General features: G+C 65.2%; 19 protein-coding genes and 1 other RNA gene. 14 read left to right on the forward strand and 6 right to left on the reverse strand.

Annotated features, from left to right (window positions below):
• The first annotated feature begins 9 nt into the window (after positions 1-9).
• The 5 genes from SAS01S_RS14445 (at position 10) to SAS01S_RS14465 (ending at position 2,789) form a co-directional block, all read left to right on the forward strand.
• Positions 10-699, forward strand: a complete 690-nt coding sequence (locus SAS01S_RS14445) for an N-acetylmuramoyl-L-alanine amidase (RefSeq protein WP_066809609.1) — start codon at positions 10-12, stop codon at positions 697-699.
• Entirely contained in the window at positions 692-1,321 is a 630-nt protein-coding gene (locus SAS01S_RS14450) for a class I SAM-dependent methyltransferase (RefSeq protein WP_066809611.1), read from the forward strand. The genes SAS01S_RS14445 and SAS01S_RS14450 overlap by 8 nt, the downstream gene beginning before the upstream one ends.
• Before the next feature lie 10 nt (positions 1,322-1,331).
• An RNA gene (gene rnpB, locus SAS01S_RS14455) (RNase P RNA component class A) lies at positions 1,332-1,699 on the forward strand.
• A gap of 188 nt (positions 1,700-1,887) precedes the next feature.
• Positions 1,888-2,427 (forward strand): J domain-containing protein, encoded by a 540-nt coding sequence (locus SAS01S_RS14460; RefSeq protein ID WP_066809640.1) that lies wholly within the window; start codon positions 1,888-1,890, stop codon positions 2,425-2,427.
• The gene (locus tag SAS01S_RS14465; RefSeq protein WP_066809613.1) at positions 2,409-2,789 is read left to right on the forward strand and encodes a hypothetical protein; all 381 of its coding nucleotides are present in this window, start codon (positions 2,409-2,411) and stop codon (positions 2,787-2,789) included. Before SAS01S_RS14460 ends, SAS01S_RS14465 begins: the two co-directional genes overlap by 19 nt.
• Here the strand turns inward: SAS01S_RS14465 and SAS01S_RS14470 are convergent.
• A complete protein-coding gene (locus SAS01S_RS14470) occupies positions 2,753-3,907 on the reverse strand; it encodes a glycosyltransferase family 4 protein (RefSeq protein WP_066809615.1) in 1,155 nt (384 codons plus the stop codon). The genes SAS01S_RS14465 and SAS01S_RS14470 overlap by 37 nt on opposite strands.
• Before the next feature lie 70 nt (positions 3,908-3,977).
• Between SAS01S_RS14470 and SAS01S_RS14475 the strand changes: the two genes are divergently transcribed.
• Positions 3,978-4,685 carry a glutathione binding-like protein gene (locus SAS01S_RS14475; RefSeq protein WP_066809617.1) on the forward strand — a complete coding sequence of 236 codons (708 nt, stop codon included), beginning with the start codon at positions 3,978-3,980 and terminating at the stop codon, positions 4,683-4,685.
• On the opposite strand, the gene SAS01S_RS22595 is transcribed toward SAS01S_RS14475, so the two are convergent.
• Complete coding sequence (locus SAS01S_RS22595) at positions 4,600-5,052, reverse strand: hypothetical protein (RefSeq protein WP_157082828.1); 453 nt, start codon at positions 5,050-5,052, stop codon at positions 4,600-4,602. The two genes, SAS01S_RS14475 and SAS01S_RS22595, sit on opposite strands and share 86 nt — an antisense overlap.
• A gap of 125 nt (positions 5,053-5,177) precedes the next feature.
• On the opposite strand from SAS01S_RS22595, the gene radA reads away from it, so the two are divergent.
• The 5 genes from radA (at position 5,178) to SAS01S_RS14500 (ending at position 9,874) form a co-directional block, all read left to right on the forward strand.
• Complete coding sequence (gene radA, locus SAS01S_RS14480; protein ID WP_066809623.1) at positions 5,178-6,548, forward strand: DNA repair protein RadA; 1,371 nt, start codon at positions 5,178-5,180, stop codon at positions 6,546-6,548.
• Between the two features lie 14 nt (positions 6,549-6,562).
• Positions 6,563-7,204 (forward strand): CvpA family protein, encoded by a 642-nt coding sequence (locus tag SAS01S_RS14485; RefSeq protein ID WP_084239032.1) that lies wholly within the window; start codon positions 6,563-6,565, stop codon positions 7,202-7,204.
• A 65-nt stretch (positions 7,205-7,269) separates the two neighbouring features.
• Positions 7,270-7,707, forward strand: a complete 438-nt coding sequence (locus SAS01S_RS14490) for an iron-sulfur cluster assembly scaffold protein (RefSeq protein WP_066809625.1) — start codon at positions 7,270-7,272, stop codon at positions 7,705-7,707.
• Positions 7,707-9,542, forward strand: a complete 1,836-nt coding sequence (locus tag SAS01S_RS14495; protein ID WP_084239034.1) for a cation:proton antiporter domain-containing protein — start codon at positions 7,707-7,709, stop codon at positions 9,540-9,542. Before SAS01S_RS14490 ends, SAS01S_RS14495 begins: the two co-directional genes overlap by 1 nt.
• Positions 9,539-9,874 carry a DUF423 domain-containing protein gene (locus SAS01S_RS14500; RefSeq protein ID WP_066809627.1) on the forward strand — a complete coding sequence of 112 codons (336 nt, stop codon included), beginning with the start codon at positions 9,539-9,541 and terminating at the stop codon, positions 9,872-9,874. Before SAS01S_RS14495 ends, SAS01S_RS14500 begins: the two co-directional genes overlap by 4 nt.
• Positions 9,875-9,889: 15 nt before the next feature.
• Here SAS01S_RS14500 and SAS01S_RS14505 read toward each other — a convergent pair whose 3' ends face one another.
• The 4 genes from SAS01S_RS14505 to SAS01S_RS14520 form a co-directional block, all read right to left on the reverse strand.
• On the reverse strand, positions 9,890-10,660 hold the full coding sequence (locus tag SAS01S_RS14505) for an energy transducer TonB (RefSeq protein ID WP_066809629.1): 771 nt from the start codon (positions 10,658-10,660) through the stop codon (positions 9,890-9,892).
• A gap of 75 nt (positions 10,661-10,735) precedes the next feature.
• Positions 10,736-11,149 carry a hypothetical protein gene (locus tag SAS01S_RS14510; RefSeq protein WP_066809631.1) on the reverse strand — a complete coding sequence of 138 codons (414 nt, stop codon included), beginning with the start codon at positions 11,147-11,149 and terminating at the stop codon, positions 10,736-10,738.
• Positions 11,146-12,243, reverse strand: a complete 1,098-nt coding sequence (gene aroB / locus SAS01S_RS14515; RefSeq protein ID WP_066809633.1) for a 3-dehydroquinate synthase — start codon at positions 12,241-12,243, stop codon at positions 11,146-11,148. The genes SAS01S_RS14510 and aroB overlap by 4 nt, the downstream gene beginning before the upstream one ends.
• Positions 12,240-12,779: a shikimate kinase gene (locus SAS01S_RS14520; RefSeq protein ID WP_066809634.1), complete on the reverse strand. Its 540-nt coding sequence runs from the start codon at positions 12,777-12,779 to the stop codon at positions 12,240-12,242. Before SAS01S_RS14520 ends, aroB begins: the two co-directional genes overlap by 4 nt.
• A 218-nt stretch (positions 12,780-12,997) precedes the next feature.
• Between SAS01S_RS14520 and SAS01S_RS14525 the strand changes: the two genes are divergently transcribed.
• The 3 genes from SAS01S_RS14525 (at position 12,998) to SAS01S_RS14535 (ending at position 16,964) form a co-directional block, all read left to right on the forward strand.
• On the forward strand, positions 12,998-14,824 hold the full coding sequence (locus SAS01S_RS14525) for a hypothetical protein (RefSeq protein ID WP_084239035.1): 1,827 nt from the start codon (positions 12,998-13,000) through the stop codon (positions 14,822-14,824).
• Positions 14,825-15,093: 269 nt separating this feature from the next.
• Positions 15,094-16,005: a tyrosine-type recombinase/integrase gene (locus SAS01S_RS14530; protein WP_066809635.1), complete on the forward strand. Its 912-nt coding sequence runs from the start codon at positions 15,094-15,096 to the stop codon at positions 16,003-16,005.
• 11 nt (positions 16,006-16,016) lie between these two features.
• Positions 16,017-16,964, forward strand: a complete 948-nt coding sequence (locus SAS01S_RS14535) for an acetyl-CoA carboxylase carboxyltransferase subunit alpha (RefSeq protein ID WP_066809636.1) — start codon at positions 16,017-16,019, stop codon at positions 16,962-16,964.
• Positions 16,965-16,971: the final 7 nt, after the last annotated feature.

The raw sequence follows: 16,971 nt of genomic DNA on the forward strand, positions 1-16,971 counted from the left end.
CCAGCGAGCGTGAGCATCGTCGAAACCCCGTCGCCCAATTTCAACGAGCGGCAGCTGCCGGTTTCGATGATCGTGCTGCATTATACCGGCATGCAAAGCGCGGAGGCCGCGCTGGCGCGCCTGACCGATCCGGCGGCCGAGGTGTCGGCGCATTATCTGATCGACGAAGATGGCACGATCCATCGCCCGGTGGCCGAGGACAAGCGCGCCTGGCACGCCGGCCAATCGCATTGGCGTGGGATCACTGATGTCAATTCGGCCTCGATCGGGATCGAATTGGTCAATCCAGGCCACGAATTCGGCTATCGCGAATTCCCGGCTGCGCAGATCGAAGCGCTGGTCCCACTGCTCGCCGAGATAAAGGATCGCTACGAGATCACCCGCGGTAATATTGTCGGTCATTCCGACATAGCCCCGACCAGGAAGCAGGATCCGGGCGAGCTTTTCCCCTGGGCCCAGCTGGCGCGCCTGCGCCTCGCGCTGCCGCGCCCGACCAAGAATCTGATGGACCCGTTGTGGACCGACGCCGGCTTCCTGCTCGCGCTCGAACGGTTCGGCTATGAAGTCACCGACAAGCTCGCCGCAGTGGTCGCTTTCCAGCGCCGTTTCCGTCCCGAACTGATCGATGGCGAGATTGACGGCGAATGCCGCTGCCTGCTGCTGGCGTTGTTGCTGCCAAAGCCGCAGGGAGATGAGTAAGCGATCGATCGAGCGCGTGCTCGACGAGTACGGCGCCGCCACGACCGGTTCGTTCGTCGAACGGTCCGAAGCGGTATCGAGCGAGAAGTTGCTCGGACCATTCGTCGATCTGTTTCCGCCGCCGCCCGCGCGCATCGTCGATATCGCCGCGGGCACGGGTCGGGACGCGGCGTGGCTCAGCCAGCGGGGATATGAGGTGGCCGCGGTCGAACCTGTCGCAGCGCTGCGCGAGGTCGGGATGAACCTTCACGGGGCGGCCCGGATCGACTGGTGCGATGGCACGCTGCCCGACCTTGCCATTTCGCCGGCACCGGCGCGCGGATTCGATGTCACCCTCCTATCCGCTGTATGGCAGCACCTCGACGATCGCGATCGCGCGCGATCGATGCGGAATATCGCAGATCTGACGGTGGCCGGGGGCCTGGTGCTGATCTCGCTTCGACAGGGGCCGAATGCGCCGAGCCAGACCCTGTATGAGGCATCGGTGCCCGCGACCGTCGATCTGGCGAGCGCGAACGGCTTGCAGTTGGAGCGCGAGGTGCGGATCGAATCGATGCAGCAAGCAGATCGTGCGGCGGGCATTTATTGGACGTGGCTGGCATTTCGCCGATTGGCGCGCTAGGCCGCGCCTGCCAGAGGGTCGGGCGGCCGCGTGGATGCTTGCATCCCCGAGGAAAGTCCGGGCTCCGCGGAACGACGGTGGCGGGTAACGCCCGCCGGGGGTGACCCCAGGGAAAGTGCCACAGAGAGCAGACCGCCAACCCGGTTCGCCGGGAGGTAAGGGTGAAAGGGTGCGGCAAGAGCGCACCGCGCGGCTGGTGACAGCGGCGGCATGGCAAACCCCACCGGGAGCAAGACCGAATAGGGGCGGCATATGGGTGTGTTCCCACCCGTCGCCCGGGTTGGTTGCTGGAGGCGGCGCGCAAGCGTCGTCCTAGAGGAATGGTCGCCCATCCGCGCAAGCGGTGGACAGAACCCGGCTTACAGACCCTCTGGCGCTCATGCGCGGCGATTAGCGGAAGCTAATCGCCGAAGCGCGAAGCGCTCGCACGAGCGCGGCCGGCCCCGCACAGCGAGGACCGACGGCGTGCGATTTACTCGCACACCGCTTCCTGCACTTTCCGTCAACGACTCAATTTCCAACCCATGCCGGTGGCAATCCGCAGCGCGTCTGCCTATGTCGCGCACATGGCGCGTCCGACCCGATCCGATAACTGGGGCTTTCCCCGCTGGGGCAGCTACGGCTCGACGCGCGAGGCTACGCGGGTGCGGATGTGCGATCGCCATGGGTGCGATCAGCCAGGCAATTGCCCTGCGCCCAAATCGCCCAATAGCCCCGAGCGCTGGTATTTCTGTCAGGACCATGCCGCCGAGTATAATCGCGGCTGGAATTATTTTGAGGGCCTCACCGCAGAAGAAGCAGCAGAGCGCGAAGCGGCCGAGACGCGCACGGCGAACGGTTATGCCGAGGCTCGACATTATGGATGGGGCGGATCGGGTGACGGCAGCCGATCGCGCGACGAAATGCGCGCGCTCGACGTGCTCGAACTCGACTCGGACGCCGATTTCGATGCCGTTCGCGCCGCATGGCGCAAGCTGGCCAAGGAATGGCACCCGGACGTGCGCCAGGGGGACGAGGAAGCGGCGAAGCGCTTCCAGGCGATCCAGGCTGCCTATGACGTCCTGCGTGCCGCCGAGGAAAACCGCGCGTGGCGGCCGACGAGCTAGTCAGCCCAGAACTGGGTGCGCTAGGTCGGGGGCTGGAGAGCCGCTGGTCGGGCGCGATCCTGGTCTGCTCGAAATGTTCGAAGAAGCTCGACGGCGGGTTCGGGCGCAAGGGCAGGACCAGTCTGGGCAAGGCGCTGCGCAAGCGGTTCGGGCTCAAGAAGGGGCGCAAGTCGCCGGTTGGGTTGATCGAGGTCAAATGCCTGGGCGTCTGTCCCAAAGGCGCGGTGACGTTGGTCGATACCAGTCGTCCCGACACTTGGCGGCTGGTGCCTGCCGGCGCCGATATCGAAGCGATCGGCCGCGACCTGGGGCTCGAACCTGGTGTTCAGGCGCCGCCGCGCCGGGCCATCACGGCGAAATAGGTCTGCAGCACCACTTCGTTGACCGGGCCCCAGACATAGGCCTGCGCCTTGGCATGTCCCGATGCGCCCGCCGATGCGCGCAGCGAATCATCCTCGATCAAGCGCTGGATCGCGTCGGCATAAGCGTTGACGTCGCGCGGCGGGACCAGGAATCCGTTGACCCCGTCTTCGATCAGGTCGACTGCGCCGGTCGCGCGCGCGGCGACCACCGCAACGCCCGCCGCCATCGCTTCGGAGGTGACGTTACCGAAGGTCTCGGTAACGGAAGGATTGAAGAATACGTCCATCCCCGCCACCGCGCGGCCGAGATCGTCGCCGCTCTGAAAGCCGGCGAACACCGCGTCGGGCACGCGATCGGCGAACCAGTCGCGCGCCGGGCCGTCGCCGACCACCAGCACCTTGTGACGGATGCCGCGCCGGCTAAGCTCGATCACCACGTCGGCGAAGATATCGAGCCCCTTTTCATGCACCAACCGGCCGAGGAAGCCGACCGCCACTTCGTCGTCGGCGATGCCGAGCGCGCGACGCCAGGCGAGGTCGCGGCGGCCAGGGTTGAAGCGGTCATGGTTGACCCCGCGCGACCAGATGCTGACCGGCGCCTTCACTCCCCACGACTTGATCAGGTCGGCGACCGAGTTCGACGGTACGACCACTTCGTCGAAGCGGTTGTAAAAGCGCGTCATCATCTTGATCAGCAGCGGCTCCAAAAAGCCGATATGATAGTATCGCGGATAGGTTTCGAACCGCGTGTGGAAAGAGGCGACCGAGGCGATGTTGTGCCGTCGCGCCCAGGTCACCGCGCGATGGCCGAGGATTTCGGGCGCCGAGACATGAACGAGGTTGGGGGCGAACGCCTCCAGGTCGTCGCGCACCTTTTTCGGTAAGCCGCGTGCCAATTTATACTCCGCGCGACCGGCTGGCATCGGGATCGCCGGCACGCTCACCAGGTCGCCGGTCGGTGGAAAGGCGGGCTCGTCGACGGTCGGCGAATAAACGCGCACTTGCACCCCGCGATCGAGCAAATGCCCGACCAGCAGATTGAGCGCCTGATTGGCGCCGTCCCGCGTGTAATTGTAGTTACCGCTGAACAGCGCGACACGAAGATCGCCTGGTTGCATCCTTCGCCCATAGCGGTGCGCGGGCGACTTGCCTATCTACTCGCCAATCGTCAGTTCCAGGAGGTGCCGCGTGCCCGATCTTTCGTCCTTCCCGATCACCAGGAAATGGCCCGCGGCCGATCCGAACGTCCTCCAATATTACGGTCTGCCGACGCCCAACGGGGTCAAGGTCACGATCATGCTTGAGGAAATCGGCCTGCCTTATGAGGCGCATCTGGTCGATTTCGCGACCGACGATCAGAAGTCGGCCGAGTTCGAAAGCCTCAATCCCAATGGCAAGATCCCCGCGATCATCGATCCCGATGGTCCCGGCGGCAAGCCGATGGGATTGTTCGAAACTGGCGCGATCCTGCTCTATCTCGCCGACAAGACCGGCAAGTTCATCCCCGCCGATCCTGCCCAGCGCTGGGAAACGATCGCTTGGCTGATGTGGCAGATGGGCGGCGTCGGCCCGATGTTTGGCCAGCTCGGCTTCTTCAACAAATTCGCCGGCAAAGACTATGAGGATAAGCGCCCGCGCGACCGCTACGTGGCGGAAAGCAAGCGGCTGCTCGGCGTGCTCGACGGACGGCTGGATGGCCGCACCTGGATCATGGGAGACGAGTATACGATCGCGGACATCGCGACCTTGGGTTGGGTGCGGAACCTGATCGGCTTCTACGAAGCGCGCGACCTCGTCGAGTTCGACACGTTCAAGAATGTCGCTGGGTGGCTGGAGCGCGGGCTGGCGCGCCCGGCAGTGCAGAAGGGGCTGACGATACCGGCGCGGATCGGCTGAAGGAATCGGCCCGCATCAGCCAGGCCCGCGCCTCTACTTCCGTAGCGGCGATCTGCGCATTCTCTCGGACGCGCAGGATTCGTTGGGTTTGAAGGAGTGTGAGGGAAGGCCCGCGCACCACCGCGACGCGAGCGGCGCTAAGCCGCGTGGCGGCGACGGCGGCCTGAAACGCAGCTATGACTTCTTGCGATTGGATGACGCAGCCGCTGGCATCGACGAGCAACAGATACTCACCGGAGCGGTAACCGAGCGCGACCACGGCCGATTGTTCCTGGTGAAGCAGGCGTTCGACTTCCTCTACCGTCAGCAAGCCGGACAGGCGGATAGTGATGAGTTTGCATTCCGGGTCTATTTCAATTGCGAACATCGGACCTCCTGCCGGTGGTTTGACAGCGTTGCCTTTCGCGCAAGGCAATCATGGCCTCCGTCGATCTACGTAAGATGCGAATTTGAATGTTCCCCAATCGTTCTCATTCTGCTAGTCCCGCGACGATGGCCAAACCCCAGAAGCGTTACGTCTGTCAGGCTTGCGGATCGGTCGCGACCCGGTGGCAGGGGCAGTGCGTCGATTGCAGCGAATGGAACACCTTGGTCGAGGAGGTCGGTGGCAACGTCACGCCGTTCCAGGCCAAGCATAATCTGCAATCGGGCGGACGCGCGATCGCGCTGATCGGGCTCGACGCCGAAGTGACGCTGCCCGATCGCCTGGTGACGGGGATCGCCGAACTCGATCGCGCGCTGGGTGGCGGGTTCGTCGAAGGATCGGCGACCTTGATCGGCGGCGATCCCGGGATCGGGAAGTCGACGCTCCTGCTTCAGGCAGCGTCCTGTCTGGCGCGGCGGGGCGAGCGCGTCGTCTATGTGTCGGGCGAGGAAGCAGCCGACCAGGTGCGGTTGCGAGCGAGGCGCCTCGGCCTGGGCGACGCTCCGGTCGAACTGGGCGCCGCAACGTCTACTCGCGATATCCTGACGACGTTGGGGCAGGGGCCGCGGCCGGCATTGCTGGTGATCGATTCGATCCAGACGATGCATTCGGACCTGATCGAGGGCGCGCCGGGTACGGTCAGCCAGGTGCGCGCATCGGCGCAGGAACTGATCCGCTTCGCCAAGGAGCGTGGCAGCGCGGTAGTGCTGGTCGGGCATGTCACCAAGGACGGCAGCATCGCCGGCCCGCGCGTGCTCGAACATATGGTCGATACCGTGCTGAGCTTCGAGGGCGAGCGCAGCCACCAATATCGCATCCTGCGCGCGATCAAGAATCGTTTCGGGGGGACGGACGAGATCGGCGTGTTCTCGATGGAGACGTCCGGCCTGAACGAAGTCGCCAACCCGTCGGCCTTGTTCCTGACGCATCGCGAGGACGGAATGACCGGCGCGACGGTCTTCCCGGCACTGGAGGGCACGCGGCCGGTTCTGGTCGAGATTCAGGCGCTGGTTGTCCGGCTCGCCTCGGGCGCGACGCCGCGGCGCGCGGTCGTTGGATGGGATTCGGGCCGGCTGGCGATGATCCTCGCGGTGCTCGAGGCGCGGTGCGGGCTGAGTTTCTCGACGTGCGAAGTCTATCTCAACATCGCCGGCGGTTATCGCGTGCAGGATCCGGCGGCAGACCTTGCCGTCGCGGCGGCGTTGATCTCCGCCCTGAGCGAGCGCCCGGTGCCGGCCGATGCGGTCGCGTTCGGGGAGATCGCGCTGTCGGGCGAAGTCCGTCCGGTCGCGCACGCGCCGCTTCGGATGAAGGAGGCGGCCAAGCTGGGGTTCGACCGCGCGCTGGGGCCCGCGTCGACCAAGAGCGAGAGCGGAATCAAGATCAGTGGTTTCCGCACGCTCGGTCAACTCGTTGACCATATGCTGGGCCGGGGCTAGCTGTCGGGCCGGGTATGGGGCTGACCGGATTAGATATCGCCGTCCTTCTGGGCGTTGGCGCGGCCGCGGTGCTCGGCTGGTGGCGCGGGTTCGTGACCGAAGTGCTGTCGCTGCTTGCCTGGGTGCTGGTGGTGTTCGCGCTGAAGGCGCTGCACACGCCCGTGACCGCGGCGCTGACCGGGATCGTCGGGACGAGCTCGGGGGCCGCGATCCTCGCTTTCGCGCTGATCGCGGGCATCGCCTATTTCGGCGGGCGGATGCTGGCGCGGGCGATGGGCCGGCGGACCAAGCAATCGATCCTGGGGCCGCTCGATCGGGCGATGGGATTCGGGTTCGGCGCGCTCAAGGGACTGATTCTCGCCAGTCTTGGCTTTCTGTTGCTGGTGTTGGTCTATGATACGATCGACGGCGGGCCGAAACAGCGCCCGGCTTGGCTGACCAAGTCTCGCACTTATCCGTTGCTCAACGCGACCAGTGCCTTCGTCGCCGATTTCGTCGCCAAGCGCCGCAAGGGGCAGTCGATCTTCAGCAGCGATAATGCCAGCGACGTCGCAACTAATGCCGATGATGCCGCAGATTCCGCCAATGCAAACGATGCTCCGGTCAGCAGCAAGACTAATAAAGCTGCACCACATCGTGCACGTCCTACGCGCTAATCCTGCGTGCTAATTCGCCCGAAGGGGTCGCGCTTTTCGTTACGCTCGCCTACATGGCGGACAGGATGAACGCGCCCCTCTACAACACCGAAATCCTGCGGCTCGCGGCGTCGATTCCGCATCATCATCGCCTCGCCGCGCCGATGGGATCGAGCGAGAAGCGCTCGCCGATTTGCGGTAGCCGGGTGACGGTCGACGTCAATCTGGCCGATGGCCGCGTCAGCGAAGTCGGGATGCTTGTGCGTGCCTGCGCGTTGGGCCAGGCATCGTCCTCGCTGCTCGCCGCCAATATCCTGGGCAAGACCCCGGGCGAACTCGCGACCGCGCGCGACGAACTTACAGCCTGGCTGGCGGGCGAAGGGCGGGCGCCGAACTGGCCCGATCTCGACATCTTCATTCCCGCGCTGACAGTCACCGCACGCCATCCCTCGATTCGACTGGCGTTCGAAGCCGCGGCGGAGGCAGCGGCGACCGCCGCTTCGACCACCGGAAACGACTCCTGATGCACGGCGCATCGATGCTACGCGACGGCGTCGTCATGCTCGGCGTCGGGATGGTATTCGTCCTGTTGTTCCGCCGTCTTGGTCTTGGCGCGACTCTGGGTTTCCTCGTCGCCGGCGCTCTGATCGGACCGCAGGCGTTCAATCTGATCGGAGACGCGCAAGGAAAGATCAGCGTCGCCGAGCTCGGCATCACGCTGCTGTTGTTCATCGTCGGGCTCGAACTCAATTTGTCGCGCCTGTGGAAGATGAAGCAGGACATCTTCGCGATCGGCCTGATCCAGGTGCTTACCTGCGGGCTGGCGGTCACCTTGATCATCCACGGTGTCGCCGGCTTCTCCTGGCAGGCCGCTCTGGTCCTTGGCCTGCCCTTGGCCCTGTCCTCGACCGCGCAGGTGCTGCCGATGCTGCAATCGGCGGGGCGGTTGCGCACCCCGTTCGGCGAGCGCGCCTTCGCCGTCCTGCTGTTCCAGGACCTATCGATCGTTCCGCTGATCACGCTGGTGACGATCCTGTCGCGCAATCCGGCGGACCAGCAGGGGCCGCCGGGCTATCTGCTGTTCATTTATACCGTGCTGGCGATCACCGGGCTGGTACTGGCGGGCCGCTATCTATTGCGGCCCTTGTTCCGCGTGATCGGCAATCTCGGCGAGCGCGAAATGTTTGTTTTTGCCGCCTTGTTCACCGTCACCGCATCAGCGGCGGTGATGGAATATCTGCATTTGTCGACTGCCCTGGGCGCGTTCGTCGCCGGCGTGATGCTGGCCGATTCGCCCTATCGCCATGAGCTGGAGGCGGACGTCGAGCCGTTCCGATCGATCCTGCTCGGGCTGTTCTTCCTGGCGGTCGGCATGTTGCTCGATCTCCACGTGATTGCCGATCGCCCATTCTTCGTCATCGGCATGGCGCTGGCGCTGATCGCGACCAAGGCGGCGATCATCTTCGCGATCGGCATGGCGTTCCGAATGAACTGGCGTGGCGCTTTGGCGCTCGGGCTGTTGCTTAGCCAGGGCGGCGAGTTCGGATTTGTACTGTTCGCGCAGGCGCAACGCGCGTTCCTGATCGAGCCTGCGGCAGTAAGCGTGTTCAGCGCGGTGGTAACCTTATCGATGGCGACGACGCCGTTCCTGATGATGGTGACCGCGCGATTCCGCGAAGCGCCCCAGGTCACGGGCGATCGCGAAGGCCCGCGCGCCGACGGCGCCAATGCGCTGGTCGTCGGCTATGGCCGATTCGGCCAGACCGTGTCGCAGATGCTGATCGCCGCGGGCGTGCCGGTGACATTGATCGATACCGATATCGAGATGATCGACGTCGCCGCCGAATTCGGCGCCAAAGTCTATTATGGCGATGGCACCCGGCTCGATCTGTTGCGCCAGGCGGGTGCGAGCGAGGCCGAGCTGATCCTGTTCTGCATCGACGGCGACCAGCTCGACGCCGATCTGATCGAGGGCGTGCATGAAGCTTTCCCCAAGGCGGCGATCTTCGCGCGTACCTATGATCGCCGTGCGCTGATCAAGCTCAAGGGCTCGCCGATCGCCGGCGTGGTGCGCGAAGTGATGGAATCGGCGATCAAGATGGGCCGCATGGCGATGGCGGCGATCGACATCGATCCGGCCGAGGCCGAGCGCGCCGAAGACATGTATCGCGCCCGCGACAAGGAGCGGTTGAAGGCGCAATATGAAACCGGCGACGTGCGCGCCGCGCGCGATCGCATCATCACCAGCGATGAGCGCGAGGAGATTTTCGCCGCGACTCGCCGTGAGCTTGCGGTCGATGCCGACGCCGCGTCCGAACCGGTGGGCGCCGAGGAATTGGGCAGGGGACAGGAACCATGAACTGGATCGCGATCCTGGCCGCCTTGTCGGGGGCGCTAGCCGTTGGCGCCGGCGCGTTCGGCGCGCATGGCGCGAGCGGGCAAGCTGCCGACTGGCTCAAAACCGGCGGGCAATATCAGCTGATCCACGCGGTTGCCGCGCTGGTGGCACTGAAGATGGCGGCGAAGGGGCCGGCGGCGTTGTTCGTGATTGGCGGATTGGTGTTCGCCGGCACACTCTATCTGATGGCGCTCGGCGCCCCGCGCTGGTTCGGCGCGATCACGCCGATCGGCGGACTGGCGCTGATTGCGGGCTGGCTGTGGTTGGCGTGGAGCGTTGCGCGCGGCATTTGACCGTCCCGGCGCGCGCTACATATCGGCCAATACCCACCGAATCGAGAGAACAGAGTATCCATCGCCAGTTCGCGGCTGAAAACGCCCATGCTGCATGCCCAGATCACAGGTCGTTTTATCGAGATCGGGGTCCTTGCTGGAGCTGACGACCCGGCATGCCTTGGTGTGGCCACCCGGATCGACTGTTAAGACGACGACCACGCTGCCGGATGCGCCTCGGCGTTTGGCCGCTGGCGGATAGTCGTCGTCGGTGAACCATTCCCCCGGATTTCCCATCGCGGTGGCGATCGCCATCGGATCGACTCCCCAGCTGCGCATCAGATCGTCATTGCAGGTTTTCATCGCGGCCAGCACAGCTTGTAGTGGTCCGGTGGTCAGCGCGAACGAGTCCTTACCAGCAACAACGGACAAGCCAGTCGATTTGCTCAGTTTGGTCATGAAATCCTTGTCGACCGATACCTCGAGCGCCCGATGATCGGCGGCGCTCTTGAGAGACCAACTCACGAAGTCCAGCGTCTGCTTTTCGCCCAAAGGCTGCAGCACAATCTCGGCCCTACCATGCCGGACGCCCCCGCCTCGCGTGTTTGGTGACAGGATCAGCAGTTTGGCGCCTCCACTGTCCATCGCGACAGCCGGCTCGAAACCGAATATTGTCGCGGCTGCGGCTTCGCCGAAAGATCGTTGACCGACGCACATGTCAGGTCGATAGTCGACCACCCACTTACCGGACGGATTCAACGGTGCGTTTTGCGCCATTGCGATCGCCAACATCATCGCGAATATCATCGAACCCCCTCCGATTATCGCCGTGATATCGGACAATTGGTATTGTTAGTCGAGAGAGCCTGATCGACAGTCCCCTCAAGTCTCGTATGGGGGCGGGGCATATACCTGGCGGAGGCGCCCCTGACGATCGCGATACAGATAGCGATCCTCGTCCTCCTCGATCGCATGCGGCGAGACGCGTGCCGACGCCTTGTCGAACTCGCCGGCGATCGCCTCAGCCTCGCGGTCGGAACGTCGACCGCGGCGGATCCAGATGATCCCGATCCAGGCCAGCACCGGTCCGGTGACAATGATCGGTCCGATCTGGATTGCCGTTGCGAGCACGTTCCAGCCGTTGCAATCGCTGGCGCACCGCCCGGCCAACCAGTCGAACAGCGCCTGGAGCGCGATCGGCCCCGCCACCTGGATGGTCATCAAGACCATCGCGGGCAGGTAAAGCGCGCACCCCAGCGTCAGCAGCGCGATGCGAACGAGGTGCTTTCTGGTCACCGCTCGGCGTCGAGGAACGCCTCGACATCGGCGAGGTCGACGGAATGGTCGAGATAAGTCCGACCGATGCCGTGCGCGAGCAGGAAGGGGAGGGTGCCGGCGTCCATCTTCTTGTCGTGGCGCATATGGTCTACCAGGGTCGCACCACTTGCGGCTATCCCCGCGGCCTTGATCCCGTCGGGCAGGCCGACCGCGCGCAGATGCGCGGCGACACGTTCGGCATCCTGGCCTGGACACAGACCGCGCCGCGCCGAATAGGCGAAAGCCAGCGCCATGCCCGCCGCGACGCCTTCACCATGGAGCAGGCGGTCGGAAAATCCCGTCTCCGCTTCCAGCGCGTGGCCGAAGGTATGGCCGAGGTTGAGCAGCGCGCGTTTGCCCGTCGTCTCGCGCTCGTCCTCGGCGACGATCCGCGCCTTGGCGCCGACCGAATGCGCGATGGCATATTCGCGCGCCTGAGGATCGCCGGCGAGCAGCTTGTCGCCATTCGCCTCACACCATTCGAAAAACGAGAAATCGTCGATCAGCCCATATTTGACGACCTCGGCATAGCCGGCGCGGGCTTCCCTGGCGGGCAAGGTGTCGAGTACGTCGGGATCGATCAGCACCAATCCGGGCTGGTGGAACGCACCGATCAGATTCTTGCCGGCGCGGGTGTTGATCGCGGTCTTGCCGCCGACCGAGCTGTCGACCTGAGCAAGCAAGGTGGTCGGTATCTGCACGAAGCCGCAGCCGCGTTTGACGATCGAACAGGCGAATCCGACCAGATCGCCGATCACGCCGCCGCCGAGCGCGATGACATGGTCGCCGCGCTCGACGCCATGCGCGAGCAATTGGTCGGTCACGGCCTCAAGCTGGGCCCAGCTCTTGGTGCTTTCGCCCGGCGGCAGTACGATCGTCTCGCTGGCAATGCCGGCAGTGGCGAGCGCGCTCTGAAGGGTGGCGAGATGCGGCGCGACATTAATGTCGCTGACGAGCGCCATCGACCTGCCGCGCGACAATGGCTTCAAATGCTCTGCGGCGCGGCTGAGCAATCCGCGCTCGATTACGATGTCATAGCTGCGCGAACCGAGCGAAACGGGGACGATGGTCACAGGCCGATGGCTTTCAGGATGGCGTTGACGGCCGATTCGTGCGGCGCCTGGTCGCTGGCGATGCGAATCGGAGCTTGGGCATAGATCGGATTGCGGACCGCGGCGAGTTCGTCGAGCACCTCGCGCGGGTTGCGGTTGCGGAGCAACGGGCGCGTATCGCGGCGGCCGACGCGTTCGGCCAGGATCCGCGTCGGCGCGTCGAGCCAGATCGCGATCGATTGATCCAGGATCAGCGCGCGCGTCTCGTCATTGATGAACGCGCCGCCGCCGGTGGCGATCACCTTGGGTTTGCCGTCGACCAGCCGAGCGATCACGCGGCGTTCGCCGTCGCGGAAATACGCTTCACCGAATTTTTCGAAGATTTCGCTGACCGTCATGCCGGCGGCTTCTTCGATCTCGGTATCGGCGTCGGCGAAGGGCAAATGCAGCCGCGCCGCGAGGCGACGGCCGACGGTCGACTTGCCGACGCCCATTAGCCCGACGAGCACGATCGGCTTGCCGGTCCAGGAAAGAAAGGGAGGAGCGCTTTGCAACATGGGTTTGGGGGCTATACAGCGCACCGCACGCTCGGGCACAAGCGCCGAGCCGGGCGGCGTGCCGGTTTGGACGCCGAAAGACTGTAGAGGTTATTGTCGCATGTCGCGAATGTTGGTGGTGCTGATCGTCGTACTGGTGCTGTTGGTGGGAGGAATGTTCTTCCTGTCGAGCCGGGCGCACGAGACGCAACAGACCCGGGTGGAAAAGGCTGTCTCGCTTGCGAATCTCCAAGGCTAGCGCCGGCGCGTCGGCGCTGGCGGTAGCGCTGCTCGCCGCGGGCGGCGTCGCGCTCGCACAGAAGAAGCCCGAATCGATCCTGCCGCCAGGGTTCGACCAGCCGGTCGCGCCTGCTCCCGCGCCACGCCCATCGCCGCGCGCCTCGACTCCCGCGCCGACGCCTGCTCCGGTTCCTGCGACCGCGCCGGCGACGCCTTCCACCGTGAGCGCCGCGCCTACGGTCAGCCCGTCCGCACCGGCGCTGCCGCTACCCACACCAGTTGCCACCGATCCGCTCACCGGGCTGCCGATCGCATCGCCGACGCCGACCGCGACGCCCGGCCAGGTGCATTACACCTTGCCCGAATCCTCGCGCCGCAATCTGGCGATGATCGGCATCCTGCCGACAGCCGAGCGGATGATGGACCCCGCCGCGTTCGGTAACGCCGACGGCCGGTATATCGAGCGGCTGATGCGCGAGACGCGCGCGCCGATCGCCTCGCGCTGGGTGTCGATCGCGCTGCGCCGCCTGTTGCTGCAGCCGATCAGCACGCCGCACAATGTCAACGGTGCCGATTTCGCCGCCGAGCGCGCGTGGCTTTTGCTGCGCATGGGCGAATCGGTCGGCGCGCGTGCGATGGTGCAATCGGTCGACCCACAGGATTACACGCCCAAACTCTATCAAGTCGCGATGCAGGCCGCCTTGGCGACCGGCGATGTCGGCGCGATGTGTCCGTTGGCCAATGACGCAGTCAAGGTGTCGAGCGAGCCAAGCTGGGTGCTGGCGCGCGCGATGTGCGCGTCGCTGTCCTCGACGCCGAGCCAGGCGACGCCGTTGATGAACCAGGCCAAGCGCGTCGCCGCAGGGGTCGATCTTGCCCTGGCGCAGAAGATCGCCGGGCGCGGGTCGAGCAAAGGCGACGTGGTGATCGAATGGGACGGCGTCACCAACATCAATACGTGGCGATACGGCCTGGCGATGGCCGCGGGCGAGAAAATTCCCGACGCGCTGTTTGAGGGTACCGGCCCACAGATGCGCTATTGGCAAGTGCTGGCGCCTCAGGAGACGCCGGTCGAGCGGTCGCAATTTGCCGATCAAGCAGCTGGCCAGGGCGTCCTCTCCAACCTGGCCTTGGTCGATCTCTACGGCCTGATCGATGCCGGCGACGATCAGGGCAATCCCGCCAATGGCGTCGCCAGCGACTTGCGCACTGCCTATACCGGCGGATCGCGCGATGCGCGGCTCGGGGCGCTGAGGGGGCTGTGGGGTCAGAATGTTGACGGCCTGGCGGGCTATGGCCGGCTGGTGCTGACCGCACGCGCGGCAAAGCGCATCCCGGTTGCCGGCAAGACCGATGGCAGCGACCAGCTGGTCGCTTCCATGCTGAGCGCCGGGCTCGATCGATCGGCCGCGCGGTGGCGTAATGCGGTAGCGCGAGGCAGCCTCGGCTGGGCGCTGATCCTGGTCTCCGATCCCGACAGCAATGCGCGTTATGGTTCGGGCGAGGTGGGCGCCTTTTCGAGCGACGCCGCCAAACAGCGGATGTTCGCGGCCGGGCTTGCCGGCCTCGCCAGGCTCGATCCGGCAGTGGCGCAAAGCTACGGTGCGGACGTGCAGGGCGATAATGCCTGGACCCGCGCGATCGATCGCGCCGCGGCGCAAGGCCGTCCGGGTGAGGTGCTGGTGCTGAGTGCGGTCGGCTTGCAGACGCAGGACTGGCGCGGTGTATCGCCCGCGGCGTTGTTTCACGTCGTCAATGCGTTGCGGGTCGTAGGGCTGGGCAGTACCGCGCGGATGGTTGCGGCCGAGGCCGTGACGCGGGCCTAGGGTGCAGACCCACTACTAATGAGGATCGAGACAGCCATGTCCGGGATGCTGTGGGAGGAGGAGTGCGAAGAACGGGGGTTTTCCCCCGTTCGAGCGGTTCGACGCGCCACAGCGCCCGGACATGGCTGCCGGGAAGCGGTGGGACGAAAAAGTCCGCTGGAGCGGTCGGATGCTTGCCAGATAGCCTCCGCTATCTGGCTGCGCGCCCTCTCTCCCAGCAGCCTTTTTCGTCTCCATCTCGACCTCATTAGCAGTGGGTCTGCACCCTAATGGCCGCGATCGACCTCAATGACGGCGCGCTGATCGAGCGCTTTCTCGAGATGCTGGTGGCGGAGGTCGGCGCCGCCAGGAACACCGTCACCGCTTATGCCAGCGACTTGCGGCTGGCGTCCGAGGCGCTGGGCGGGCGGTTGGCCTCGGCGGGGGTGAACGACGTCGAACGGCTGGGCAACGGCTGGCGCGATCTTTCGCATGCGACAGTCGCGCGCAAGGCGGCGGCGTTGCGCCGGTTCTTCGCTTTTCTGGCCGATGAAGGGCATCGCGCCGACGATCCCGGGGCCGCCTTGCCGCGGCCGGGCGCCCGGCGGTCACTGCCCAAGGTGCTCAGCCATCAGGATATCGACCGCTTGTTCGCCGCGATCGCCGAGCGGCAGGCTCGAATTCCGCCCGATCCCAACGATCTGCGCCTCTCGGCGTTGATCGAATTGCTCTACGGTTCGGGACTGCGTGCGACTGAACTCGTTTCGCTACCGCGCAACGCGATCCAGCCCGATCGTCCCTATATCATCCTGAAGGGCAAAGGCGGGCGCGAGCGGCTGGCGCCGATTTCCGATCGCGCCCGCGCAGCGGTGGCGGCATGGCGAGCGCATGTTGCGAACGACCGGGCCTGGCTGTTTCCCTCCGGCAAGACGCATTTATCGCGCATCCGCCTGTATCAGTTGATCAAGGCGCTCGCCGCCGATGCCGGCATCCCGCCCGACCGCGTTAGCCCACACGTGCTGCGCCACGCCTTCGCCACCCATCTGCTGGAAGGCGGCGCCGACCTGCGCGCACTTCAGGCGATGCTGGGACATGCCGATATCGCGACGACCGAAATCTACACGCATGTCGACAGCAAACGCCTGGTCGAGTTGGTCAACACTCGCCACCCGCTCGTTGACGTTGCCCCGAGGCGGCCTTAACCCGCCCGGCCATGGCTAGCTTTCTTGATTTCGAAAAGCCGATCGCTGAGTTGCAGGGTCGGATCGATGAACTTCGCGATACCGCTTCGGACGGCGCGATCGACATCGATTCCGAGGTCAAGCGGCTGCAGACCAAGTCGGATGCTTTACTCAAGGCGACCTATGCCAAGCTGACACCGTGGCAGAAGACGCAAGTCGCGCGCCATCCGGATCGCCCGCATTTCGGGGATTATATTGCAGGCCTGTTCGAGGATTTCATGCCGCTGGCCGGCGATCGAGCGTTCGCCGACGATCAGGCGATCCTGGGCGGTTTCGCGACTTTCCGCGGGCAAAAGGTAATGGTGATCGGCCACGAAAAGGGCGACGATACCGCCAGTCGGCTCAAGCATAATTTCGGCATGGGCAAGCCCGAAGGCTATCGCAAAGCGATCCGGCTGATGGAACTCGCCGACCGGTTCGGCCTCCCCGTGCTGACCCTGGTCGACACGTCGGGCGCGTTTCCCGGCGTCCAGGCCGAGGAGCGCGGCCAGGCCGAAGCCATTGCGCGCTCGACCGAGGCGTGCCTGAAGCTCGGCGTACCGATGATCGCCGCAGTGGTTGGCGAGGGCGGATCCGGCGGCGCGATCGCGCTGGCGGCGGGCAATCGCGTGCTGATGTTCGAACACGCTGTTTATTCGGTGATCTCGCCCGAAGGCTGCGCCTCGATCCTGTGGCGTACCGCCGACAAGGCGCCCGACGCCGCCGAGGCGATGAAAGTCACCGCGCAGGATCTAAAAGGGCTGGGCGTGATCGACACGATCGTGACCGAACCATTGGGCGGCGCGCATCGTGATCCCGACAATGCGATTGCGGCGCTAGGCGATGCAATGGCGGACGCACTAAGTGGGCTGCACAATCTCGGCCCGGACGATCTGCGCCGCGATCGCCGCGACAAATTCCTGGCCATGGGCCGACTCTGAAACTCCA

This window comes from Sphingomonas asaccharolytica NBRC 15499 (genome assembly GCF_001598355.1).
Taxonomy (GTDB): domain Bacteria; phylum Pseudomonadota; class Alphaproteobacteria; order Sphingomonadales; family Sphingomonadaceae; genus Sphingomonas; species Sphingomonas asaccharolytica.